Raw genomic sequence first — 23996 nt, 5'->3', positions numbered from 1 at the left:
ACGACGGCGCTTCGCGCCGACTCCTCTCCGATCACGACGACAGGGAGCCACCACCGGAATGGACAGCCTCGCCGCCACCTCGCTGCCCGGCCTCTGGGACCGGCTCACCGGCACCCAGCCCGACCCCGACCTGTGGGTGGTGATCGCGACGCTCGCCGCCGCGCTGGCCGTCGTCGCCCCGCACCCGGTGTGGCGCATATCGCGCAACGCGGTCACCATCGCGCACGAGGGCGGCCACGGTCTGATCGCCCTGCTCACCGGCCGGCAGCTCACCGGCATCCGGCTGCACTCCGACACCAGCGGCCTCACGGTCAGCCGGGGCAAGCCGTACGGGCTGGGCATGATCCTCACGGCGGCGGCGGGGTACACCGCGCCTTCCCTGCTGGGACTGGGAGGAGCCGCCCTGCTGGCCGCCGGCCGGATCACCCTCCTGCTCTGGGTCGCGACGGCCCTGCTGGTGACGATGCTGGTGATGATCCGCAACGCGTACGGCGTCCTGACCGTCGTCCTGGCCGGGGGCGCCTTCGTGCTGGTGTCCTGGCTGGCGGGGCCCCAGGTGCAGGCGGCGTTCGCCTACGCGGTGGTGTGGTTCCTGCTGCTCGGCGGGGTCCGGCCGCCCTTCGAACTGCAGGCGAAGCGCACCCGGGGCGGGGCGGGCGACTCGGACGCGGACCAGCTGTCCCGGCTGACGCACGTCCCCGCGGGACTGTGGCTGTTCCTGTTCCACGCGGTGTCGGTGTGCTCGCTCATCGGCGGGGGGCGCTGGCTGCTGGAAGGTTGACGGCCGACCCTCCTTATAAAGTGGGCCCATGGCCCCGAACACCGCCCTTCCCGCACTCTGGCCCGCCCCGCACGCGAGCGGAGCCGTCGACGCGACGGTCCACGTGCCGGGGTCCAAGTCGGTCACCAACCGCGCCCTCGTCCTCGCCGCCCTCGCCTCCGAGCCGGGCTGGCTGCGCCGCCCGCTGCGCTCCCGCGACACCCTGCTGATGGCGGGCGCGCTGCGGGCCATGGGCGTGGAGATCGAGGAAGGGGTCGGCCCCGACGGCACGGGTGAGGCCTGGCGGGTGCTGCCGACCGGCCTGCACGGCCCGGCCACGGTCGACGTCGGCAACGCCGGCACGGTGATGCGCTTCCTGCCGCCGGTCGCCGCACTGGCCGACGGTCCGATCCGGTTCGACGGCGACCCGCGGTCCTACGAGCGCCCGCTCAGCGGTGTGATCGACGCGCTGCGCGTGCTCGGCGCCCGGATCGATGACGACGGCCGGGGCGCGCTGCCGCTGACCGTGCACGGCGGCGGGGCACTGGACGGCGGCCCGGTGTCGGTCGACGCCTCCTCGTCCTCCCAGTTCGTGTCGGCTCTCCTGCTCTCCGGCCCGCGCTTCAACCAGGGCGTCGAGGTCCGCCACACCGGCGCGACCCTGCCCTCCGTGCCGCACATCCGGATGACCGTGGACATGCTGCGCGCGGTCGGCGCCCAGGTGGACACCCCGGAGTCCGGCGGCGAGCCGAACGTGTGGCGGGTGACGCCGGGTGCGCTGCTCGGCCGGGACCTGACGATCGAGCCGGACCTGTCCAACGCCCAGCCGTTCCTGGCGGCGGCGCTGGTGACCGGCGGCAAGGTGGTCGTCCCCGACTGGCCGGAGCGGACCACGCAGCCCGGTGACCGGCTGCGGGAGATCTTCACCGAGATGGGGGGTTCCTGCGAACTCACCGACTACGGGCTGATGTTCACCGGTTCGGGTGCCATCCACGGGATCGACGTGGACCTCGGCGACGTCGGCGAGCTGACCCCCGGCATCGCGGCCGTGGCGGCCCTCGCGGACTCCCCCTCCACGCTGCGCGGCGTGGCCCATCTGCGACTGCACGAGACGGACCGGCTGGCCGCGCTCACCAAGGAGATCAACGAACTGGGCGGTGACGTCACGGAGACGGCCGACGGTCTGCACATCCGCCCGCGCCCGCTGCACGGCGGGACCTTCCACACCTACGAGGACCACCGCATGGCGACCGCCGGCGCGATCCTCGGCCTGGCGGTCGAGGGCGTGCTCATCGAGAACGTGGCGACGACGGCCAAGACCCTGCCGGACTTCCCCGAGCTGTGGACCGGGATGCTCGGGCAGTAGGGACGTACGCCATGCGCCGCTACGGCAAGCACACCGACGAGGACGACATCCGTACCCGTCCCAACCGCAAGGGCAACCGGCCGCGGACGAACATCCGGCCCAAGCACGAGGACGCGGCCGAAGGAATGGTCCTCACCGTCGACCGGGGCCGGCTGACCTGTCTGGTCGGCGACCGCACGGTCATGGCGATGAAGGCCCGCGAACTGGGCCGCAAGGCCGCCGTGGTGGGCGACCGGGTGGCGCTGGTCGGCGACCTGTCCGGCAGGAAGGACACCCTGGCCCGGATCGTGCGCATCGAGGAGCGCGCCTCGGTGCTGCGCCGCACCGCCGACGACGACGATCCGTACGAGCGGGTGGTCGTGGCGAACGCCCACCAGCTGGCCGTCGTCACGGCGCTCGCCGACCCCGAACCCCGCCCGCGTCTGATCGACCGCTGTCTGGTGGCCGCCTTCGACGGCGGCCTGGAGCCGCTGCTGGTGATGACGAAGTCGGACCTGGCTCCGCCGGACAAGCTGCTGGAGCTGTACGGCGACCTCGACATCCCGTACGTCGTCACCAGCCGCGAGGAGCTGGAGAACGGGGACGCGGCGGACCGGGTGCGCGCGCATCTGGACGGCCGGATCACCGCGTTCGTCGGGCACTCGGGCGTCGGCAAGACGACGCTGGTCAACGCACTCGTTCCGCAGGAGCGGCGGCGTACGACGGGACACGTCAACGCGGTCACCGGCCGCGGCCGGCACACCACGACCTCCGCCCTGGCCCTTCCTCTCGGCGGGGACGAGGGCTGGGTCATCGACACCCCGGGCGTACGTTCCTTCGGGCTCGCGCACATCGACCCGTTCCGGGTGATCCACGCCTTCCCCGACCTGGAGCCGGGCACGGCGGGCTGCCCGCGCGCATGCAGCCACGACGAGCCGGACTGCGCGCTGGACGCCTGGGTCGAGGAGGGGCACGCGGACCCTGCGCGGCTGTATTCGCTGCGTCGGCTGCTGGCCACCAGGGAGCGCCGGGAAGGGGACTGACGCCCGCGTTGTTTGCCGGGGCGTACGGCCGGTAAGTGCATAATCGCACCGAGCCGGTGATCCGGATCAACGGGAGGACAGCGCATGGCGTGGCTGCTGGTCGTCGTGGCCGGGATTCTCGAGACCGGTTTCGCCGTCTGCCTGAAGCTCTCGCACGGATTCACCCGCCTGTGGCCGACGGTCGCCTTCGCGTCGTTCGCCCTCGGCAGCTTCGGCCTGCTGACCCTGTCCCTGAAGAAACTGGACGTCGGCCCCGCGTACGCGGTGTGGACCGGCATCGGCGCCGCGGGCACCGCGATCTACGGCATGGTCTTCCTCGGCGACCTGGTCTCCACGCTGAAGATCGTGTCGATCAGTTTCGTCATCGTCGGAATCATCGGTCTGCAGCTGTCGGGTTCAGCGCACTAGCTCTGCACGGCGGCGAACCGCTCGGCGGCGAGGCCGTCTGCCAACTGCCTGGATCCTCATGGCAGTTCCGTGATCCGTGTGGCGGTCCTGTGGTTCACGCCGCCTGCCGAGGAACCACCGCGCGGACCAGTTCCGCCATTCCGCCCTCCCCAGGCGGGGCCGCGACGCAGGACAGCGCGAGGCGTACGACCAGTTCGCAGGGGTGGGCCAGATCGGCGGGGTCGACGGCGGTGGCGGTGGGTCCGGCCAGGGCGGTGACCGCGCGGTCCCGCACGATCCGCAGGAAGTCGTGGGGCGTCGGCAGCGGCCCGTCCGCCCGGCGCTGTGCGGGCACCGCGGAGGAGGACGGCACGGCGGCGAGCGGCGGAGCGGGCAGCCGCTCGCTCCAGCAGCCGGTGAGCAGGGCCCGGATCAGCACGTCCTCCTGAGCGGCCCATCTGGTCCACTCGGCGACCGCGGTGAGCCGCTCGCAGGGCTCGACGGAGCCGGCGAGTGCCCGCTCGACGCCGGCGAGGTAGCGATCGGCCGCCCGCCGCACCAGCGCCCGGGCCAGGCCGTCCTTGCTGCCGAACTCGTTGTACAGGGTCTGCCGGGACACCCCGGCCGCCGCGGCCACATCGACCATCCGCACCGCGGACCACGGCCGGCGCGCAAGCGCCGTGAAGGCGGCGTCCAGTAGGGACTCCCGGGCAGCAGGCATCAGCGCCTCCCTGGGCCAGACCAGTTCTGCGCCCAGATTTGACGCGCCGGTAGGCACTGTCAAGGGTTCGCGAGCGCACGCACGGTTCTCCCGGCCTCTTGGGAACCTCCGCGGAACCTCTCGTAACTTCTCGGGAAACCCCAGTGCACCGTGTCCACGCTGGCCCCGACCCGACCTTGGCCGATACCGTTCCCTGTATGCCGGACTATCTGGACGACCTGCGCCTCGCCCACGTCCTCGCGGACGCCGCCGACGCCGCCACCATGGACCGCTTCAAGGCCCTCGACCTGAAGGTGGAGACGAAGCCGGACATGACTCCCGTCAGTGAAGCGGACAAAGCGGCGGAGGAACTCATCCGCGGCCAGCTCCAGCGCGCCCGCCCCCGGGACTCGGTCCTCGGCGAGGAGTACGGCACCGAAGGCACCGGACCCCGCCGCTGGGTGATCGACCCGATCGACGGCACCAAGAACTACATCCGCGGTGTCCCCGTCTGGGCCACGCTCATCTCCCTGACGGAGGCGGGAGAGGGCGGGTACCACCCCGTCGTCGGCCTCGTCTCCGCCCCTGCCCTCGGCCGCCGCTGGTGGGCCGCGAAGGGCCACGGCGCCTTCACCGGCCGAAACCTCACCGCCGCCAGCCGTCTCCACGTCTCCGGCGTCGGCAAGCTCTCGGACGCCTCCTTCGCCTACTCCTCCCTCTCCGGCTGGGAGGAGCAGGGCCGGCTGGACGGCTTCCTGGACCTCACCCGCCAGGTGTGGCGCACGCGCGCGTACGGCGATTTCTGGCCGTACATGATGGTCGCGGAGGGCTCGATCGACATCTGCGCCGAGCCGGAACTGTCCCTGTGGGACATGGCGGCCACCGCGATCGTCGTCACCGAGGCCGGCGGCGCCTTCACGGGCCTCGACGGCCGCCCGGGTCCGCACAGCGGCAACGCGGCCGCGTCCAACGGCCTGCTCCATGACGAGCTGCTGGCGTATCTGAACCCGCGTCACTGAACAGCAGGGGAACCCGAGCAGCACCAGGAGTAACCCGGGCGCGCCCTCAACTCACCACGCGCGCCCTCTTGTTGACCCGGCCTTTACCTGTCACTCTGGCGCTACCCCACTTGTGAACTTGTGAATCCACGTCGTGCGGATTCCTAGGAGGTGGCCCATCCATGCTGGTCCGTGACGCCATGAGCACGGTGATCCTCACCCTCGGCCCTGCCCACACACTCCGCCAGGCGGCCACACTGATGTCCGCCCGCCGCATCGGCGCCGCCGTGGTCTTCGACCCGGACGCCGGCGGCATCGGCATCCTCACCGAACGCGACATCCTCAACTCCGTCGGGCTCGGCCAGAACCCGGACACGGAACGCACCCACGCCCACACCACCACCGACGTAGTCTTCGCCGCCCCCACCTGGACCCTTCACGAGGCCGCCCGCGCCATGACCCAAGGCGGCTTCCGGCATCTGATCGTCCTCGACCACGGCGAGGTGGCCGGCATCGTCTCGGTCCGCGACATCATCCGCTGCTGGCTCCCCGCCCGCGAGCCCGCACCTGCGCTCTAGGCCCGGCTCCGCTCCGGGCACGGCTCGGCTCAGGGCACGGGACGGGGCTCCGCTCCGGGCACGGCCCGACTCCGGGCACGGCTCGGCTCCGGGCACGGCCCGGCTCAGGGCACGGCCTGGCTCAGGCGTGGCTTCGCTGCGGACATGGCCTCGCCACGCTCCCGGCACGGCTCGGGGCAAGCGGAACGGGCCGGACCCCGAGCACCGTGGGGTCCGGCCCGCCCTGGGGCTCCCCCAGGACCTCGAGGCACTGGCCGCGGCACGGGCAGTGCCGCCGGCCAGTGGCGCCGACTCAGCCGCGCAGCGCCTGCACCGCCGCCTCCAGCCGCTTGCCGAAGTCGGCGTCGGCGCTCGCGAAATTACCGATCGCCCGCGCGACGATGTCCTCGCGCGAGACCGGCGCGAGCGCCCCCGCCAGGTTCGCGACCAGCCGCTCCCTCTCCTCCTGCGACATCAGCCGGTAGAGGTTGCCCGCCTGGACGAAGTCGTCGTCCTCGGCGTGCACCGGGGTCGGGTGGTTGCCCGTGAGGCCGTCGACGGAGGTGGACCGCCACAGCGCACGGCCCGTCTGCTGCGGACCGCCGAAGCTGTTCGGCTCGTAGTTCTTCGCCCCGCCGTGCCGGCCGTCGTAGAGGAAGCCGTCCCGGGAGTTGGTGCGCGCCTCGGTGGCGTGCGGGCGGTTCACCGGCAGGTGGTCGGCGTTGATGCCGACGCGGTAGCGGTGCGCGTCGCCGTACGCGAAGAGCCGGCCCTGGAGCATCTTGTCGGGCGAGGGGCCGATGCCCGGCACGAAGTGCGCGGGCGAGAAGATCGACTGCTCGACCTCGGCGAAGACGTTCTGCGGGTTGCGGTTCAGCTCCAGCTTGCCGATCTCGATCGGCGGGTAGTCCTCGTGCGGCCACACCTTGGTGAGGTCGAACGGGTTGAAGCGGTACGTCGCCGCGTCCGCCGCCGGCATGATCTGCACCTGCACGGTCCAGGTCGGGAAGTCCCCGCGCTCGATCGCCTCGCGCAGGTCGCGCTGGTGCGAGTCGGGGTCCTTGCCCGCGAGCACCGCGGCCTCGTCCGCCGTGAGGTTCTTGATCCCCTGATCGGTCTTGAAGTGGTACTTGACCCAGAAGACCTCGCCCGCCCCGTTGCTCCACTGATAGGTGTGCGAGCCGTAGCCGTTCATGTGCCGGTACGACGCCGGGATGCCGCGGTCGCCGAACAGCCAGGTCACCTGGTGGGTCGACTCGGGGCTGAGCCCCCAGAAGTCCCAGACGTTGTCGGCCTCCGTGGAGCCCGTGTACGGGTCGCGCTTCTGGGTGTGGATGAAGTCCGGGAACTTGATCGCGTCCCGGATGAAGAAGACCGGGGTGTTGTTGCCGACGAGGTCGTAGTTGCCCTCCTCGGTGTAGAACTTCAACGCGAAGCCGCGCGGATCTCGGACGGCATCCGCCGCGCCGAGGTTTCCGGCCACGGTCGAGACGCGCAGGAAGACCTCGGTCTCCTTGCCGACCTCGGAGAGGAAGGCGGCGCGCGTGTACGGCGTGACGTCCGCCGTCACCGTGAAGGTGCCGTACGCACCCGCACCGCACGCGTGCACGACGCGCTCGGGGATGCGCTCCCGGTTGAAGTGGGCGAGCTTCTCCAGCAGCAGCTGGTCCTGGACCAGGACCGGCCCGCCGACGCCCGCCGTCTCGCTGTTCTGGTTGTCGGCGACCGGAGCACCGGCCTCCGTGGTGAGCGGTCCCTGCGTCACGTGCGCCTCCTGCGTCATTCCTGACCAGTCCTGTCCCAGTCCTGTCCTGTGGCCAAAGCCGTTCTCGATCCTACATTGGACTAGATCTAAGTCAAACAGTGTTCCAATCTCACACCTATTCCCGTCCTGGTGCTCCCTGCTGTTAGGCTGGTAGCCATGAGCGACCTTCTGGAACGGCTGCGTGGACGCGGATGGCGGATGACCGCGCAGCGACGCGTGGTGGCCGAGGTCCTGGACGGCGAGCACGTCCACCTGACGGCCGACGAGGTCCATGCGCGCGCTGTCGCGAAGCTCCCGGAGATCTCCCGGGCGACCGTCTACAACACCCTGGGTGAGCTGGTCTCCCTCGGCGAGGTGCTGGAAGTCTCCACGGACAAGCGCGCCAAGCGGTACGACCCGAACGCGCACCGCCCGCACCACCACCTGGTCTGCGCCCGCTGCGGCTCGATCCGCGACGTCCACCCGACGGGCAACCCGCTCGCCGACCTCCCCGACACGGAGCGCTTCGGCTTCACGGTGTCGGACGTCGAGGTGACGTACCGGGGGCTGTGCCCGGACTGCGCGGGCGCGTAAGCCGCACGCCGCACACCGCGAGCAGGAGGGGGCGCAAGCCCCCTCTTTTTGTTTGCCGGGTTCTTCTCGCGGTCCGGAATCTTCTGGCGGCCCGGATGTCCGAAAACGACTGAGGGCCGGAATCCATCTCTGGATTCCGGCCCTCGGCCTTGAGTAGCGGGGACAGGATTTGAACCTGCGACCTCTGGGTTATGAGCCCAGCGAGCTACCGAGCTGCTCCACCCCGCGTCGGTGAACACGACATTACGTGAGGGAGGTGCGTGCAGGCAAATCAGTCGGCGGCGACGTGGCCGGGCTCACGCCGACAGCTCTTCCCGCAGGGCGTCTCGCAGTCGCCCCGCGCGCTCCGCGACCTCCGCCGGCCCCAGCGCCACCGCCCGGTCGGCCCAGCGCTGCCCCTCCGCCAGCTCTCCCCGACGCGCGTAGACAAGGGCCAGCCGGAGCGCCGCCCGGCCGTGCCCGGCATCCGCGGCCCGGGTCCACCACACCGCCGCCTCGGGCCCGCTGCCCTCCCGGGCCAGCAGCAGCCCCAGATTGAACGCGCCGTTGCGCGACCCGGCCTCCGCCGCCATCCGGTACCACCTCGCCGCCTCGACGACGTCGCCCCTGGCGGCGGCCAGCATGCCGACCCGCACCTGGGCGCGCCGGTGCCCCTGAGTGGCGGCACGCTCGTACCACTCCTCGCACTCGGTCTTCTCGTGCACGATCTCGCCCAGCTCATGCGCCGGCTCCGGCGGGCGGCGCGCGTCCAGCAGCGTGGCCAGCCGGTACGCCGCCTCGGCGCTGCCACCGCCCGCCGCACACCGCAGATGCCGCTCGGCCTCCTGCTCCTCGCCCGCGCGCAGCCGGGCGATGCCGACCTGGAGCGCGGCCTCGGTGTGCCCGGCGGCGGCGGCCCGCTCGTACCAGCTCAGGGCCATCTCCGCGTGCTGCCCGGTGCCGCGCCCGGCGTAGAGGATCCCGAGGTTGAAGGCGGCGTCCACGCTCCCGGCCTCGGCGGCCTTGGAGAACCACGGCTCGGCGCCGGTCGTGTCACCGCCCTGGAGCAGCAGGATGGCGAGCGCGTTCGCGGCCTCCCGGTGCCCGGCGTAGGCCGCGCGCCGGTACCACTGCTCGGCCTGCGCGGTGCGCCCCTGCTCGGCGCAGAGCAGCCCGAGGTTGTACGCCCCGTTGTCGTCGCCCGCGTCCAGCGCCGCCCGGTACCAGCGCTCGGCGGTCTGTGTCTCGCCGCGCTCGGCGTGCAGCGCGCCGAGCGCGTTGGCGGCGTTGCCGTCGCCGTCCTGGGCGGCGCGCAGCCACCACACGGCCGCACTCTCGGTGTCCCCGGCGTCGCGCAGCAGGAAGCCCAGCGCACAGGCGGCCCGGGCCTCGCCGTCCTTGGCCGAGGTCAGATACCAGCGGCCGGCCTCCTTCAGCTCGCCCCGCCTCTCCAGGATCGCCCCGAGGTGCAGCGCGGCCCGGCGGTGACCGCGCGCGGCGGCCTGCCGGTACCACTGCTCGACCTCCGCGACAGCGTTGTCGGACCCGGTCCCCTCCTCCGGGCCGGCCTTGCGGTCGAGGGCGCGCGCCAGCCGGTACGCCGCCTCCCGGTGGCCGCGTTCGGCGGCGGCCCGCATCCAGTGCTCCGCGGCGACGTCCCCGCGGTGCTCCAGCAGATCGGCGAGCGCATAGGCGCCGAGGACATGGCCCTGCTCGGCGGACTGGCGCAGCCAGTACTCGGCGGCCGGCTCGTCCCCGCGCTCGCGGTGGTAGCGGCCGAGCGCGTGCGCTGCGGCGGCGGATCCCGCGACGGCGGCGATGCGCCACCACCCGGCCGCCTCCTCGGGGTAGCCGCGCTGGTGCAGGAGGACGCCGAGGTTGTTGGCGGCGGCCCGGTCGCCGGCCGCGGTGGCGGCCCGCAGCTGGGGTTCGGCCCCGTCGAGGTCGCCGCGGCGCAGCAGCATGGCCCCGAGGACGCTCGAGGCCTCGGTGTCACCGCTCTGCGCGGCGAGACCGAGGCGTACCTCTTCCGCCGCGTCCCCCGTCTCGGTCAGCTCGTCGCGGGTCGGCTCCTCAGCGGAAGGCTGCACAAATCGCCCTGACTCGAACAGAGTTGCCTTGTCCCCCATAACGTCCATCGTCGCACCACCTGCAACCTGGGTACACCCGGTATACCGCAGCCCGTGAGGTCACTTCAGCGTTTTGTCGACATGCCCACAGGGCGACAAGTCAAACACACATCGACCAACTCCCCACGGCGGCGCGGCCGTACCTCCCCTCCGTATTTGAGTTCGCACACCACGAAGGCCCGGATCCCTTGGGAATCCGGGCCTTCGACTGCAGTAGCGGGGACAGGATTTGAACCTGCGACCTCTGGGTTATGAGCCCAGCGAGCTACCGAGCTGCTCCACCCCGCGCCGTTGCTCGGCAACCATATCACGGCGCGGGGGGCCTTGATCAACTCCCGTTCTTGCCGCCGTTCTTTCCTGCGTTCCTGTCGGCGTTCTTGCCGTTTCCGCCGGACTGGCCGGCCTTGGCCTGGGCCTCTTCCGCCCGCTTCAGCGCGGCCTGCAGGTCCTTCTGCGCCTTGTCGTACGCGGTCCAGTCCGGGCCGTTCGTCCCCCGTAGGGCCTGTTGTCCCGCGTCGAACGCCTTCTGGGCGTCGTCCAGGGCCTGTTGGACGGTCGGATTACTGGACGTCGGCGGATTGGCGGTCCCGGTGTCCGGTGGCGTGGTGGTCGAACCCTGCACCCCGAAGACCTTGTTCAGCGCCTCGTCGAGGGTGTTCTCGAACGCCGTGGCGCCGTTGTAGCTGACCAGCACCTTGCCCAGCAAGGGGTACTTGAGCTTACCGCCAAGGACGTAGACCGGCTCCGCGTACAGCAGTCCGCCGTCGAGGGGGACGGCCAGCAGATTGCCGTACTCGATCTTGGAATGCCCGCGGCTGAGCAGGCTGATCGTCTCCGCGATGTCCGGCCGGGAGTTGAACTGGCTCTGCACCTGTTTGGGACCGTCGACGGTCGTACTGGTCGGCAGTTTCAGAATTCTGATCTTGCCGTAGTCGCTGGCGCCCGGGTCGGAGTCGACCGCCATGAAGGCGCTGAGGTTGTCCCGCCCGTTCGGGGTGAACGTCGTCGTCAGCGAGAACGACTGCGCGCTCTGGTCCGGCATCTTCATACTCAGGTAGTACGGCGGCACCGCACTGCCCGAGTCGTTGGTCGGGTCGTCCGGCACCTGCCAGACCTCACTGCCGGTGAGGAAGGTCTGCGCGTCCGTCACGTGGTAGCGGGTGAGCAGCTCGCGCTGGACCTTGAACAGGTCCTGCGGATAACGCAGATGGGACAGCAGGTCCCCGGAGATGGCGCTCTTGGGCTTCACCGTGCCGGGGAAGGCCTTCATCCAGGTCTTGAGCACCGGGTCCTGGGTGTCCCACTGGTAGAGCTTGACCGCGCCGGTGTACGCGTCGACGGTCGCCTTCACCGAGTTGCGGATGTAGTTGACCTGGTTCTGCTGAGCCACCACCGCGCGGTTGTCGTTGCCGGCGGTCAGCGAGTCGGCCGTCGTATCGCCGAGGGTCGTACGGGAGGAGTACGGGTAGCCGTTCGACGTCGTGTAGGCGTCGACGATCCACTGGATGCGGTGGTTGACGACCGCCGGGTAGGCATCGCCGTCGATGGTCAGCCAGGGGGCGACCGCCTCCACGCGCTCCTTGGGCGTGCGGTTGTAGAGGATCCGCGAACCCTTGCCGATCGCGCCCGAGTAGAGGATCTGCGGATCGTTGAACGCCACCGCGTACGCGGCCCGGTTGACCGGGTTGTCGAGGTTGACCCCGCTCTTGCCCGTGTAACTGGTGGTCTCCTCGTCGCCGTTGTTCGCCGAGTAGTCGACCTCCTTCTGCGGCCCGCCGACGATGGAGTACGTGGTGGTCTTCTCGCCGTAGTAGACGCGCTGCTCGTACGTGCCCAGGTCGCCCTTGGACGGCAGGTCGGACTCGGTGAAGACCGGCTGTCCCTGGGAGTCGGCCTCGGTGCCCTTGGCGGCGACCACGCCGTAGCCGTGCGTGTAGCGGAAGTGGTCGTTGATCCAGTTGTTCTTGGGGATGCCGTCCAGGTTCAGCTCGCGCAGGCCGATGACCGTGTCCTGCTCCTTGCCGGTCTTGTCCTTGTAGCGGTCGACATCCAGGTTGGTCGGGAATGCGTAGTAGTTCTTCATCTGCTGGGACTGCTGGAACGTCGGCGAGACGACGTTCGGGTCCATGATGCGGATACTCGCCGCGGCGTCCGCGTCACCGCGCAGTCTGGTCTTGTCCGAGGTCGTGGACTTGCCGTCGTACTCGGTGACCTTGGTGTCGTCGATGCCGTACGCCTCGCGGGTCGCCGTGAGGTTCTTCTGGACGTACGGGGCTTCCTTGGCCTGCTCGTTGGGCTGGACCTGGAACTTCTGCACGATCGCCGGGTACAGCCCGCCGATCAGGATCGCCGACAGGACCATCAGGCCGAAGCCGATGACGGGCAGCTGCCAGGTGCGCCGCCACAGGGTCGCGAAGAACAGCAGCGCGCAGATGACCGCGATGCAGAACAGGATGGTCTTCGCGGGCAGATAGGCGTTGGCGTCGACGTAGCGCAGGCCGGTCCAGTTGCCGGTCGCCTTGAAGTCGCTGGACTTGACGGCCAGGCCGTACCGGTCGAGCCAGTAGGCGACGGCCTTGAGGGCGACGAAGATGCCGAGCAGGACCGACAGATGCCCGGTGGCGGCGGCGGTGGCCCGGGCACCCGGGCTGGTCACGCGCAGCCCGCCGTACAGGTAGTGCGTGAGCGCGGCGGCGATCAGGCACAGGATGGCCGCGGCGAAGCCGAAGCCCAGCAGGAAGCGGTACCAGGGCAGGTCGAAGGCGTAGAAGGAGACGTCGAGGTGGAACTGCGGGTCCTGCTGGTGGAAGGGCACACCGTTGACCCACATCAGCCAGAGCCGCCACTGGCCGGCCGCCGAGGCGCCCGCGATCAGTCCGACGAGGGCGGTGACAGCGAGCAGCAGCCACGTCTTGTACGGCGCGATGCCCATGCGGTAGCGGTCGAGGCTCTGCTGCTCCATGGACATGGCACTCAGCGGGGGCCGCAGCCGGTGCGCGATCCAGATGTTGACCCCGACCGCGACCGCCATCAGCAGGCCGAAGACGAAGAACAGCCCGATCTTGGTCCACAGCGTGGTGGTGAACACCGACGAGTAGTGCACCGACCGGTACCACAGCCAGTCCGTCCAGAAGCCCGCGAACATGGTGAACGCCATGCCGAGGACGGCCAGGACGCCCAGTGTCATGAGCAGGGTCCGAGCCCCGCGGGACGGGCGGCCCGCTCTGATCCGTGGCCCCGTCGGGCCTCCGCCACGGTCCGGCATCTGGAAAGCCAAGGTGCGCACCTCGAAGTTCGCTGTCGATCCGTCAGGCCCTCGTGTTCGCGGGCCCGCCGTGGCCCCCCGTGATCGCGGACCCACACCTATGCAACTTACTCACGGTTTGCTCGGTTCCCGATTCCGGCCCTGAACGAGGCAGGATTGTGACCATGTCCAACACTCCCATGGCAGCGAACCCGCTCACCCGGGCCGTACTCGAGATCGACGAGTACGTCTCCGGCCTCGGCTGGGACCAGCCCGCTCGCCTTTTCGCCCTTGTCGACACCGCACGGCTGCGGTCCCAGGAACCCTCGCTCGCGGCCCAGCTGGGTCTCGAGAACGAGTCCGAGACCACCGGTCTCACCCCGATCGAGCAGGACGAGCTTCCGGCCGGCAAGCCGCTCGACGACTTCCTCGGCACCATCGCCTGGCCCGACGCGGTGGCCGGCTGCGCGCTGTCGGTGGAGCGCCTGATGCTGCCGCCGTCCGCCGAGGCGCAGGTCCCGCAGAACCTGAGCGACGCCAAACTGGCCCAGTGGGTCGCGCAGCACCCCGAGCGTCAGGAGGTGCGCATGACGGTGGCGGTGCTGCGCGACGGCAGCCGCGAGTCGGCGCTGCGCCTGCGCGAGAAGGACTCCCCGTCGGAGGTCCTCACCGGCCCGGACCTGGTGCCCGGCCTGGCGGACGCCCTGTCGGCGACGTTCGCGGACTAGCCGTTCGAGGTCCGGACGGACGAGGACGGGACGGACGAGGACTGGGCCGACGAGGACTGGCGGCCTCTCCGGCTCTCCCCAGTACGGCGATGGGGGTGCCCCTGCACCGAGGGGCACCCCCAGCCGTGCCTCACGGGCCGCTCAGCCCTTGGTGGTGCACTTGGGCAGCGCGCCGGTGTTGCCGCTGCGGATGTCCTTCAGCGCGCTGAGCGCGTCGCCGATGTTCTTCACCTTGACCAGGGTGAGCCCGCCCGGGGTGTCCTTGGCGGCGGCCGCGCAGTTGTCGGCGGGCGTCAGGAAGTACTGGGCGCCCTTTTCGCGCGCGCCGATGGTCTTCATCTCGACACCGCCGATCGGGCCGACGGTTCCGTTGTCGTCGATCGTGCCGGTGCCGGCGACGAACTTGCCGCCGGTGAGGTCGCCCGGGGTGAGCTTGTCGTAGATCCCGAGGGCGAACATCAGGCCGGCGCTGGGCCCGCCGACGTCGGCGAGCTTGATGTCGATGGTGAACGGGAAGGTGTGGTCGGTCCCGGCGGAGATCCCGACGATGGCCCGCTTGGGGGCGCTGTCGTCGGACGTCCTGGTGGTGATGGTGACGTCCTGGGTCGCGGTCGCCGTCCGGTGCGCCTTCTCGGCGGCGGCCTGTTCCTTGACGGGGACGACGGTGAAGACGACGTTCTGCCCGGGCCGGTGCTTGGTGACGAGCTTGGCGACGTCGGACGGATGCTTGACCGCCGTACCGTCGATGGCCTTGATCACGTCTCCGGCGTGCAGCCTGCCCTCGGCCGGTGAGTCCTTGACGACGGTGGAGACGATCACCCAGGACTTCACCGGGATGCCCAGCTCCTTCAGGGCGGCGACCTTGGCGCTCTCCTGGGACTGGCTGAACTCCTCGGCGTTCTGCTGCGAGGACTGCTCCTCCGTCGTGCCGGCCGGGTAGAGCGTGTCGTGCGGGACGACCTTGGTGTCGGGATCGAGCCAGCCGTAGACGGCCTCCACCAGGTTCATCCGGAAGTCCGCGCTGGTCACGCGGACCGTGGTCATGTTCAGGTTGCCGCCGGCCTGGTACGTCTTGTGCCCGGTGATCTGCAGCACCGGCTCGCCGCCGTGCTCCCCCAGCGTGTTCACGGTCGGGCCGGGAGACATCTCCGCGTACGGCACGGGGATGAGCACTCCCGCGCACAGGAGCGCGATCAGCATCAGGGTGGAGGCGAGCATCGTCGCGGTGCGGCGTGGCATGCCACGACAGTACGTGACGCCTCTGTCAGCGGCCCGTCAGGGCACCCCTGTCAGGCCTCCCCGGCGCCCGTGTGGGACTTCTCCATCGCCGCACGGAACCGGGCATAACCATCCAGTTCGGGCCCGTCCCCGCGCACCTTGCGGGTCCGGTTGGCCCAGCTGCCCCAGAGCCCGCCACCGATCGCGGCCAGTAGCGGAATCAGCAGCCAGACAAGCGCCCCCATGCCGACCTCCCAATGCCAAGAGCGTCTGCAACTGACTGATCAGCAGATTAACCATCCGCACGGACAACGCTCACGCGAGGGGGCGGGTTACGCAACCGGAGGGACAGATGTGCTCCAGATGACGGACATGAGCAAGCCCCCACCCCGCCCTCCCGTCACCCGACCGCCACTCCGACGACGGCGCTACGCGCCCACCCACTCCTCGGTGCCGTCCGAGAACTTCTGGTGCTTCCAGATCGGCACCTCGCGCTTGAGGTCGTCGATGAGCTTGCGGCAGGCGTCGAAGGCCTCGCCGCGATGCGGGCAGGCCACCCCGACGACCACGGCGATGTCCCCGACCGCCAGGTCCCCCACCCGGTGCACGGCGGCCAGCGCCCGCACCGGATACTGGGCCGCCACCTTCTCGGCGATGCGCCGCATCTCGGCCTCGGCACTGGGATGGCAGGAATAGCCGAGCGCGTCCACGTCGGCGCCCGCGTCGTGGTTGCGCACGGTCCCGACGAACAGCGCGATACCCCCGGCCGCCTCGTCCCCGACGGCGCGGAGCACCTCGTCCACGGAGAGGGCGGTCTCCCGGACGGCGATCAGCTTGATGGGATCCCGCGCCGCCTGCTCACCGGGATGCTCGTTCGCATGTGCCATGCTCCCATCGTGCCGCACGCCTGTGACAACGGGGAATACGAGATTCACCAGGCACGCGCGTGGAGCGCTTTGGATGCTCCTACAGCCACCTTCCGGTCTGCGGTCCCGGCCGGGGTCTCACAGACGCCGCCGAGCCTTGCGGGCCCGCCGTACGACAGCCGCCGCGCCCAGCAGGGCGACCGTCGCGCCCGCGGCGCCCGCGGCCGTGGCGTCCTTGCGCCCGAGCCGCCGGCCGGCCACCGTGTGCCGCCCGGAGACCTCCTCCAGCAGCTCCGCGAGCACCTCCTCGTTGGTCCACAGCGGCCGCCACCCGGCGTCGTGCAACCGGCTCCCGCTGACCACCCAGGGATACATCGTGTACGCGAGATCCCCGGCCGGGGACGGCGTGAGCCCGATCCGGTGCAGCCGGGCCGCGGCGCCGAGCGCGACCGCCGACGGCAGCTCCATCCGCCGGATCCCGGTCAGCTCCTCGACCTCCTCCTGCTCCAGCCACCCGTCGCAGCCGACGGCCAGTTCCCCGTCGACCTTCTCCAGGACGGCGTACTCCAGCGCGCTGCACAGGTCCTCGACATGGCAGAACTGCCACGCGGGCCGCGACCCGGCGACGACGAGCAGCCGCGGCGACTCGAAGTACCGGGTCAGCGCGGTGTCCGTGCCTCCGACCAGCACGGCGGGCCGCACGACGGTGACGTTGAGCCCGGGATGCGCGCGCGGCGCCCGCCGGGCCAGCCGCTCGATCTCCAGCAGGTCGCCGACCCCGGTGGCCTCGGCGGTCGCGCGCAGCTCGGCGTCCTCCGAAAGGGGCAGCTCGTTGTCCGGCAGGGCGCCGTAGACCATCGACGACGTGCACAGCACCACCCGGTGCACGCCGGCGGCCGCCGCGGCCGTGAGGACGGTCTGCGTCCCCCGGACGTTGTAGGCCGTGCGGGCGGCCGGATCGGTCTCCAGATCGAGGTCCAGCGCGAGGTGGACGACGACGTCGGCGCCGCGCAGTTTGTCCGCGATGGCGGGGTCACGCACGTCGAGGATGTGCCACTCGGCGTCGGCGCACTCCCCGCGCCGCTCGTCGATGGCGACGACCTGCCTGATCTCCCTGGAGGCGACCAGCCGCTCGGTGAGCAGGGCGCCGACCCCACCGGCGGCGCCGGTGACCGCGACGACGGGCCCGCGCACGGCGGACTGTGCGGACGGGGTGGAAAGGTTTCGCGCTGCGCGAACCTGCGGATCTGGGGAACTCACCGGGCGTCTCCAGCGGTTGTCTTCCATACGGGCGCGAGTGACGCGTACGTACCAGGTGCATCCATCCTGCCGCAGGCCTTGCGTGGGCGAAGCACCGAGGCCCGATCGGGTCCGGGTGTCTACGCTGGGTGGTGTTGTCGGGCAGCCGCGCCGCCGGAGACAGACCGGTGGCCTTACCAGCCGAGGAATCCCGTGAGTGACACCCCATTCGGTTTCGGCCTTCCGCCGGAGGAGCCGGAGGACGGCGACGAGGGCAAGAAGAAGGACCAGCAGAGCGGTGGTGGGCAGGGACCGGCCAACCCGTTCGGCTTCGGCGGCCTGCCCGGAGCCGGAGGCTTGGGCGGCCCCGGCGCCGACAATCCGCTCGCAGCGATGTTCGGGTCCCTGAACCCCACCGACCTGGGCGCCGCCTTCCAGCAGCTGGGCCAGATGCTCTCCTACGAGGGCGGTCCGGTGAACTGGGACATGGCCAAGCAGATCGCCCGCCAGACGGTCGCCCAGGGCACCCCGGACGGCACGAAGGACGCCAGCGTCGGCCCGGCCGACCGCAAGGCGGTCGAGGAGGCCGTCCGCCTGGCCGACCTGTGGCTGGACGACGCGACGTCCCTGCCGTCGGGCTCCGCCTCGGCGGTGGCCTGGTCCCGCGCGGAGTGGGTCGAGGCGACCCTGCCCGCCTGGCAGGAGCTGGTCGACCCGGTCGCCGAGCGGGTCGGCGCGGCCATGGGCGACGTCCTGCCGGAGGAGATGCAGGCCATGGCGGGCCCGCTGATCGGCATGATGCGCTCGATGGGCGGCGCCATGTTCGGCACGCAGATCGGACAGGCCGTCGGTGTGCTCGCGGGCGAGGTCGTCGGCTCCACCGACATCGGCCTGCCGCTGGGCCCGGCCGGCAAGGCCGCGCTGCTCCCGGCCAACGTGGAGGCCTTCGGCAAGGACCTCAGCGTGCCGCAGGAGGAGGTGCGGCTCTACCTGGCCCTGCGCGAGGCCGCCCACCAGCGCCTGTTCGCGCATGTGCCGTGGCTGCGCTCGCACCTGTTCGGCGCGGTCGACGGCTACGCGCGCGGGATCAAGGTCGACACGGCCAAGCTGGAGGATGTGGTCGGCCAGTTCGACCCGCAGAACCCCGAGCAGCTGCAGGACGCGCTCCAGCAGGGCATGTTCCAGCCGGAGGACACGCCCGAGCAGAAGGCCGCCCTGGCCCGCCTGGAGACCGCTCTGGCGCTCGTCGAGGGCTGGGTGGACGCGGTGGTCCACGCAGCCGCGAAGCCGCGTCTGGCGTCCGCGGACGCCCTGCGCGAGACCCTGCGCCGGCGCCGCGCGACCGGCGGCCCCGCGGAGCAGACGTTCGCCACGCTGATCGGCCTGGAGCTGCGCCCGCGCCGGCTGCGCGACGCCTCCCGCCTGTGGGCCTCGCTCACGGACGCGCGCGGGGTCGACGGCCGGGACGGCCTCTGGGCGCACCCGGACATGCTGCCGACCGCGACCGACCTGGACGACCCGGACGGCTTCGTGCACCGCGAGCAGCTGGACTTCTCCGAGCTGGACAAGATCCTCGGGGAAGCGGCGGGCGGCTCCCAGGGCAAGCCCGACCTGCACAAGAAGGACGACGAGGCCAAGGGCGACGAGGCCGAGTGAGCCTGTACGACGACGCGGTCCTCGTACTGAAGGCGTACGAGGACCAGGGCGACCTGCGCCAGGCCTATGTGGACCATCTGGCAGCCCACCCGGACGGCATGTGGAAGGCCTGCGGGGCCGGGCACATCACGGCGAGCGCCCTGGTGATCGACCCGTCGCGCGCGCGTGTGCTGCTCACCCTCCACAGGAAGCTGCAGATGTGGCTCCAGATGGGCGGCCACTGCGAGCCCGAGGACACCTCGCTGCGGGCGGCGGCGCTGCGTGAGGCGACCGAGGAGTCCGGTGTCACCGGGCTGACGCTGCTGCCCGGCGGCCCGGTCCGCCTGGACCGGCATCCGATCCCGGCGCCCTGCCACTGGCACTACGACGTCCAGTACGCGGTGCTGGCCCCGCCCGGAGCGGTGCAGGCGATCAGCGACGAGTCGCTCGACCTGCGGTGGTTCGCCTACGACGAGGTGGCGGGGGTGGCCGACGAGTCCGTCGTACGGCTGCTGGAAGCGACCCGCGCAAGGCTGTGAACGGGTAAGGGGCGCCGCACATTGCGGACGCCCCTTACGTTGGCCGACCGGACGCTCAGTTCCAGACGTTTCCCTGGTTCTGGCCGCGCGCTCCGTGCTGTCCCATGCCGAACTGGGCGGCGAGGCCCTGCCCGATCACCGCGTTCTGCGGCGGCAGCAGCTCGCTGGGCTGGACCAGCGCGAACCCGGACCCCATGAAGCTCAGCTCCCAGCCCTCACCGGTGTTGCCACGTCGGCGCCACACCCCGGACGAGTGCGTCTGGGCCTGCATCTGCACGCGCAGCCCGGCGGACCAGGCGACGATCGCGTCCGCGTCGCAGTTGACGTACCGGTCGGGCGTGACCTGCATCAGCAGCGGAGCGCCGGAGGTCATCAGGGCGACCTTGCCGCGTCCGGTGATGTTCAGCTGGTACTTCCCGGAGCCGGAGATGCCGTAGAGGCTGTCGACGGCGACGACCTCGTAGTGGAGCGAGGAGTCCATGGCGAGGACGTAGGAGTTGTCGACGGTCAGCCCGTCCTGCTCGACGTCCATGATGTGCACGTGCTGGGCGAGGTTGGCGAGATACACCGTGCCCTGTCCGTGGCAGCGCATCAGGTCCAGGCCCTCGCCGGTGTACGCACGCGCGCGTGCCTGGTTGTTGTTCTGGTACTCGGCGTCGAACTCCATCAGCCCCTGGTAGGCGACCATGGTGCCCTTGCGGGCGAGGATGTCGTCGTGGCCCTCCAGGGTGACGCGGAGCAACTGCGCGTTCTGCAGGCTCCAACGCTCCTGCGTCTGGAGGTCGTTGTGCGCGAAAAGCGGGCTCTGCATGACGTTCTGACTTCCCCTCAGCCCCGGATCCGGAGGCGGTCGGTGCTGTCCTCGCTGGGCTGGACGACGACGATGCCCTGGCCGGAGAAGGCCATCTGGTAGGCCTCGCCGCTGCCCCTGCCGATCAGCGACTGCGCCTTGAAGCTGCGCTTGCCCTTCACCTTCAGGTTCGGCGACCAGGCGACGAGTGCGTCGGGGTCGACGTACGTCTCGTCCTCGCCACCGCCGCAGTCGACGACGATCGGCGTGCCCCGGGAGGTCAGCGCGACCCAGCCCTGCCCCGAGATCCTGGTGTTCCACAGGCCCTGCCCGGCGAACTTGGCGAGCCCCTTGACCCGCTCGACACCCCAGCTGAGGTGGGCGTCGAAGGCGAGCAGGTTGGTGGCGTTGACCGAGATGCCGTCGCCGTTGAGGTTGACCACGACCACGTTGGCGCCGTAGTCGGCGAGGTAGAGCAGCCCGTCGCCGGAACACTTCATCAGGGGCGCGCCCTCGCCGGTGATCCAGTCGCGGGCGATCTGGCGGACGGCCGGCGGGTTCGGCTCGTACTGGACGAAGCCTTCGTAGGCGACCATCGACCCCACGCGCGCGAGAAGGTCGTTTCCGGTCTGCATGGCGACCTTCAGCATGTGATGGCCGTGGTTCTCCATGCGCGCGGTGACGGGTGCGGGGGCGAAGCCCGCGAGCGGCTGGTTCATGACGGGCTCCCTCAGACCTCGTACGGCTGGACGACGATGAAGTTGCCGGGCGCGCCCCGGAACTGGAGGTTGACGCTCTCCCCGGTGTCGCCCGGGTACGCGTTGCGGCGCATGCGGACCTGGCTGGAGACGATCACCTGGGAGGCGGCCGACCAGGCGACGACGGCGTTGCAGTCCGCGAAGGTCGTCGGTGTGACCGGCAGGACGACGGGCGTGCCGTGCGTCTTGACGACGACCGTCCCCGTGCCCTGGAACTGCATCGTGAACAGCGCGCCGCCGGGGATACCGTGTCCCTCGATCCGGCGGACCTCGTGGTGCAGGCCCTCGTCGAAGGCGAGCACGTTCTCCGCGGACACGCAGATGGCGTCGCCCTGCAACTCGATGGCGTGCAGCTGGGTGGCGTTCTCGGCGAGGAACACCTGGCCGTTGCCGGTGCAGCGCATCAGCTGCATCTCCTGGCCGGTGGCGTGACCGACGATCCGCCCGGCGAACCCGGCGCCCTTGTAGCCGAAGTCGACCTTGCCCTGGTAGAGCACCATGCTGCCCTGCCGGGCCAGCACGGGCTGTCCGCCGATGCCGAGATCGACCCGGACGAGCTTCGTGTTCTGCAGCGTCCAGCGCTGCCCGGTGGGCGTCTCCTTGTACATCTGGAGCGCGGCCGTCACACCGGCACCGCCCTGCGGGGCTCCCTGCGGCGCCGCGTAACCGGCGGTCTGCTGGCCGGGGATCTGCCCGTAGGACGGCTGCTGGCCGTATCCCGGGGGCATGGGGGCGGCCGGCTGACCACCGTAGGAGGGCGGCTGCTGGCCGTGTCCCGGTGGCACCGGCGCACCCGGCCGGCCGCCGTACGACGGCTGCTGCTGCTGCGGCTGGCCGTAGGGCGAGGGAGCCGGCGCGGGCGGGGGGACCATGCCGGCGGCCTGCGCGCCCAGGGGTGCGATGACCGTCGGCGCGGCGTGCACGTTCGGCGCGGGAGCGGGGGGCGGAGGCGGGGTCTGGCCGGGCGGGGTGTGGCCGGGCTGCGGGGTGAAACCCTGTGGGGGCGTGCTCCCGGCCGGAGGGGGGAAGCCCTGCAAAGGAGTGCTTCCGGACGGAGCCGCGTAGCTCTGAGCGGCGGGCTGCGGGGCGGGGTTCGGTGCGGGAGCGGCGGCGGGGGCCGCCGGGGCGGCGAAGGCGGGCGGGGTCGTGGCCTGGGCGGGCGGGGCGAATCCGGGGGCGGCGCCGGTCTGCGGCGCCTGCGGGGCGGCGGGCGGCTCCTCCTCCAGCACCTCGCCGCCGAAGTTCTTCAGCAGCGCCTCCAGTCCGCCGTCGAAGCCCTGTCCGACGGCGGCGAACCGCCACGCGTCCTTGAAGTAGATGTCACCGAGCATCACGGCCCGCTCGGTGGAGAACTCCGCGCCGTCGAAGGAGTACCGCGCGACCTCCTCGCCGCCCGCCACGATGCGCAGGTAACCGGGGGCGATCTGCGACATCTGCCCGGCCCCGTCGACGGTCGCCGTGAAGGACAGCTTGCGGATGTGCGCCGGGATGCGGTCCAGAGTGACCCGGAACGACTCCGTGTCGCCCGCCTGGGCGCCCAGCAGCTGAAGGGACTCCTCCGGGGACTTCGGCTGGTTGAAGAAGACGAAGTACCGGTCGTCCGAGAGACGCTCGTCGCCGTCCAGACCGAAGCAGCTGATGTCGAAGGTCAGTCCGGGGGCGGAGATCTGCACCCCTACGTACAGATCCGTGCCCGCCGTCAGGTCACTGATCCTGGCCTTGTGGCCGCGTTGGAATTCCCTGGCCATGCGTTACGACCGTCCCCCATCCCGAATGCGAGTGCGTCGCGTCAGGCTAACGGCAAAGTCCGACAACGGGCGCAGCCGGTACAGAGCCGGTACACAACCCGCGCAGGGGACGGACGTACGGCGTCCCGGCTCACTCCCCGCGCGCGCCGGGCACATGCGGCAGCCGGTCGGCCGCCACGACCCCCTCGAGATAGCCGCGGGCCCGCTCGGTGCGCGGATAGGCCTCCAAGAGCCGCCAGAAGTCCGGCCCGTGACCGGGCACCAGCAGATGCGCCAGCTCATGGCAGAGGACGTAGTCGATGACGTAGTCGGGCGTCCCCTGCAGCCGGTGCGAGAGCCGGATGCTGCCCTCGGCCGGGGTGCACGAACCCCAGCGCGTGTTCTGGTTGGTGACCCAACGGACGGAGGCGGGACGCGCCCGGCCGTCGAAGTACTGGGCCGACAGCCGCTCCGCACGCTCGGCCAGCTCGGCGTCGCCGAGAACCCGTTTGCTCTCCTGGGCGGCGAGTTTGTCGAGCATGACGGTGACCCAGCGCTGCTCCTCCGCCTTCGACATGCGGGCGGGGATCAGTACGACGGTGCGATCACCCTCGCGGTACGCGGAGACCGTCCGGCGACGCCGGGCACTCCTGCGGACCTCGATCGCGCTCGCCTTTGAGCCGCTGGGCGGCTGGCTCGTCGTGCTGCGCTGTGGCTTTCCGGCGCGGTGCAGTGGGTCGGCGGGCACGCCCCGACGTTACCCGGTGGGCACGGCCAAAGTCCCGGCTCCGGAACGGTTCCGTGCCGATCCCCCACCATGCGTTTGATTCCTATGATTCCTCCGACTGATCCGCACATCCGGTTTCCGTGACTCTGCCCGAGTGATCCAACCGACTTCGCCCGACTGCTGTTGGTTATTTTCGATCGAACAGGACGATTTCACCCACCCAGCTTGTACGACAAATACCCCCACCCTGTGGATAACTCTCGGCAGCGGACGGCCGGGCACGGCATGC

General features: G+C 70.9%; 22 protein-coding genes and 2 tRNA genes. 10 read left to right on the top strand and 14 right to left on the bottom strand.

What is annotated here, in order from left to right:
- Window positions 1-58 precede the first annotated feature (58 nt).
- The 4 genes from GQF42_RS28650 (at window position 59) to GQF42_RS28635 (ending at window position 3556) form a co-directional block, all read left to right on the top strand.
- Entirely contained in the window at window positions 59-781 is a 723-nt protein-coding gene (locus GQF42_RS28650) for a M50 family metallopeptidase (protein ID WP_158924568.1), read from the top strand.
- 28 nt (window positions 782-809) lie between these two features.
- Window positions 810-2126, top strand: coding sequence for a 3-phosphoshikimate 1-carboxyvinyltransferase (aroA, locus tag GQF42_RS28645; RefSeq protein ID WP_158924566.1), 1317 nt, complete (start codon window positions 810-812; stop codon window positions 2124-2126).
- Window positions 2127-2137: 11 nt separating this feature from the next.
- Window positions 2138-3148 carry a ribosome small subunit-dependent GTPase A gene (gene rsgA, locus GQF42_RS28640; RefSeq protein WP_158924564.1) on the top strand — a complete coding sequence of 337 codons (1011 nt, stop codon included), beginning with the start codon at window positions 2138-2140 and terminating at the stop codon, window positions 3146-3148.
- Between the two features lie 84 nt (window positions 3149-3232).
- Entirely contained in the window at window positions 3233-3556 is a 324-nt protein-coding gene (locus GQF42_RS28635; RefSeq protein WP_158924562.1) for a DMT family transporter, read from the top strand.
- 94 nt (window positions 3557-3650) lie between these two features.
- Here GQF42_RS28635 and GQF42_RS28630 read toward each other — a convergent pair whose 3' ends face one another.
- The gene (locus GQF42_RS28630) at window positions 3651-4256 is read right to left on the bottom strand and encodes a TetR/AcrR family transcriptional regulator (RefSeq protein WP_199272836.1); all 606 of its coding nucleotides are present in this window, start codon (window positions 4254-4256) and stop codon (window positions 3651-3653) included.
- Between the two features lie 197 nt (window positions 4257-4453).
- On the opposite strand from GQF42_RS28630, the gene hisN reads away from it, so the two are divergent.
- Both hisN and GQF42_RS28620 read left to right on the top strand, forming a co-directional pair.
- The gene (hisN, locus tag GQF42_RS28625) at window positions 4454-5254 is read left to right on the top strand and encodes a histidinol-phosphatase (protein WP_158924560.1); all 801 of its coding nucleotides are present in this window, start codon (window positions 4454-4456) and stop codon (window positions 5252-5254) included.
- 161 nt (window positions 5255-5415) lie between these two features.
- Window positions 5416-5811, top strand: a complete 396-nt coding sequence (locus tag GQF42_RS28620; protein WP_158924558.1) for a CBS domain-containing protein — start codon at window positions 5416-5418, stop codon at window positions 5809-5811.
- A gap of 292 nt (window positions 5812-6103) precedes the next feature.
- Here the strand turns inward: GQF42_RS28620 and GQF42_RS28615 are convergent, their stop codons facing one another.
- Window positions 6104-7555: a catalase gene (locus tag GQF42_RS28615; RefSeq protein ID WP_158924556.1), complete on the bottom strand. Its 1452-nt coding sequence runs from the start codon at window positions 7553-7555 to the stop codon at window positions 6104-6106.
- 156 nt (window positions 7556-7711) lie between these two features.
- On the opposite strand from GQF42_RS28615, the gene GQF42_RS28610 reads away from it, so the two are divergent.
- Window positions 7712-8128, top strand: coding sequence for a Fur family transcriptional regulator (locus GQF42_RS28610; RefSeq protein WP_158924554.1), 417 nt, complete (start codon window positions 7712-7714; stop codon window positions 8126-8128).
- Window positions 8129-8282: 154 nt separating this feature from the next.
- On the opposite strand, the gene GQF42_RS28605 is transcribed toward GQF42_RS28610, so the two are convergent.
- From GQF42_RS28605 to GQF42_RS28590, 4 genes are all read right to left on the bottom strand, one after another.
- A tRNA-Met gene (locus tag GQF42_RS28605) sits at window positions 8283-8356 on the bottom strand.
- Window positions 8357-8424: 68 nt separating this feature from the next.
- Window positions 8425-10245 (bottom strand): tetratricopeptide repeat protein, encoded by a 1821-nt coding sequence (locus GQF42_RS28600; protein WP_199272835.1) that lies wholly within the window; start codon window positions 10243-10245, stop codon window positions 8425-8427.
- A 205-nt stretch (window positions 10246-10450) separates the two neighbouring features.
- Window positions 10451-10524: transfer RNA gene (locus tag GQF42_RS28595), tRNA-Met, on the bottom strand.
- A 40-nt stretch (window positions 10525-10564) separates the two neighbouring features.
- Complete coding sequence (locus GQF42_RS28590; protein WP_199273107.1) at window positions 10565-13501, bottom strand: UPF0182 family membrane protein; 2937 nt, start codon at window positions 13499-13501, stop codon at window positions 10565-10567.
- Between the two features lie 164 nt (window positions 13502-13665).
- Here GQF42_RS28590 and GQF42_RS28585 point away from each other — a divergent pair, with 164 nt between their 5' ends.
- Window positions 13666-14208 carry a PPA1309 family protein gene (locus GQF42_RS28585; protein WP_199272834.1) on the top strand — a complete coding sequence of 181 codons (543 nt, stop codon included), beginning with the start codon at window positions 13666-13668 and terminating at the stop codon, window positions 14206-14208.
- Between the two features lie 141 nt (window positions 14209-14349).
- On the opposite strand, the gene GQF42_RS28580 is transcribed toward GQF42_RS28585, so the two are convergent.
- From GQF42_RS28580 to GQF42_RS28570, 4 genes are all read right to left on the bottom strand, one after another.
- Window positions 14350-15447, bottom strand: a complete 1098-nt coding sequence (locus tag GQF42_RS28580; RefSeq protein ID WP_158924551.1) for a YlbL family protein — start codon at window positions 15445-15447, stop codon at window positions 14350-14352.
- A 50-nt stretch (window positions 15448-15497) separates the two neighbouring features.
- Window positions 15498-15671, bottom strand: a complete 174-nt coding sequence (locus GQF42_RS45050; RefSeq protein ID WP_199272833.1) for a hypothetical protein — start codon at window positions 15669-15671, stop codon at window positions 15498-15500.
- Window positions 15672-15854: 183 nt separating this feature from the next.
- Window positions 15855-16313 carry a molybdenum cofactor biosynthesis protein MoaE gene (locus tag GQF42_RS28575; protein WP_158924550.1) on the bottom strand — a complete coding sequence of 153 codons (459 nt, stop codon included), beginning with the start codon at window positions 16311-16313 and terminating at the stop codon, window positions 15855-15857.
- A 117-nt stretch (window positions 16314-16430) separates the two neighbouring features.
- Entirely contained in the window at window positions 16431-17552 is a 1122-nt protein-coding gene (locus tag GQF42_RS28570; RefSeq protein WP_158924549.1) for an SDR family oxidoreductase, read from the bottom strand.
- A gap of 192 nt (window positions 17553-17744) precedes the next feature.
- On the opposite strand from GQF42_RS28570, the gene GQF42_RS28565 reads away from it, so the two are divergent.
- Window positions 17745-19187: a zinc-dependent metalloprotease gene (locus GQF42_RS28565; RefSeq protein WP_158924548.1), complete on the top strand. Its 1443-nt coding sequence runs from the start codon at window positions 17745-17747 to the stop codon at window positions 19185-19187.
- Window positions 19184-19705 (top strand): NUDIX hydrolase, encoded by a 522-nt coding sequence (locus GQF42_RS28560; RefSeq protein WP_158924546.1) that lies wholly within the window; start codon window positions 19184-19186, stop codon window positions 19703-19705. The genes GQF42_RS28565 and GQF42_RS28560 overlap by 4 nt, the downstream gene beginning before the upstream one ends.
- A gap of 55 nt (window positions 19706-19760) precedes the next feature.
- Here the strand turns inward: GQF42_RS28560 and GQF42_RS28555 are convergent, their stop codons facing one another.
- From GQF42_RS28555 to GQF42_RS28540, 4 genes are all read right to left on the bottom strand, one after another.
- Window positions 19761-20516, bottom strand: a complete 756-nt coding sequence (locus GQF42_RS28555) for an AIM24 family protein (protein ID WP_158924544.1) — start codon at window positions 20514-20516, stop codon at window positions 19761-19763.
- 17 nt (window positions 20517-20533) lie between these two features.
- Window positions 20534-21214 (bottom strand): AIM24 family protein, encoded by a 681-nt coding sequence (locus tag GQF42_RS28550; RefSeq protein ID WP_158924542.1) that lies wholly within the window; start codon window positions 21212-21214, stop codon window positions 20534-20536.
- 11 nt (window positions 21215-21225) lie between these two features.
- The gene (locus GQF42_RS28545) at window positions 21226-23001 is read right to left on the bottom strand and encodes a TerD family protein (protein WP_158924540.1); all 1776 of its coding nucleotides are present in this window, start codon (window positions 22999-23001) and stop codon (window positions 21226-21228) included.
- 130 nt (window positions 23002-23131) lie between these two features.
- A complete protein-coding gene (locus tag GQF42_RS28540) occupies window positions 23132-23728 on the bottom strand; it encodes a M48 metallopeptidase family protein (protein ID WP_158924538.1) in 597 nt (198 codons plus the stop codon).
- Between the last annotated feature and the right edge of the window lie 268 nt (window positions 23729-23996).

It is taken from the genome of Streptomyces broussonetiae, from assembly GCF_009796285.1.
GTDB lineage: Bacteria > Actinomycetota > Actinomycetes > Streptomycetales > Streptomycetaceae > Streptomyces > Streptomyces broussonetiae.
The sequence above is the reverse complement of the archived record's forward strand: the minus strand, read 5'-3'. Positions and strand labels throughout refer to the sequence as shown.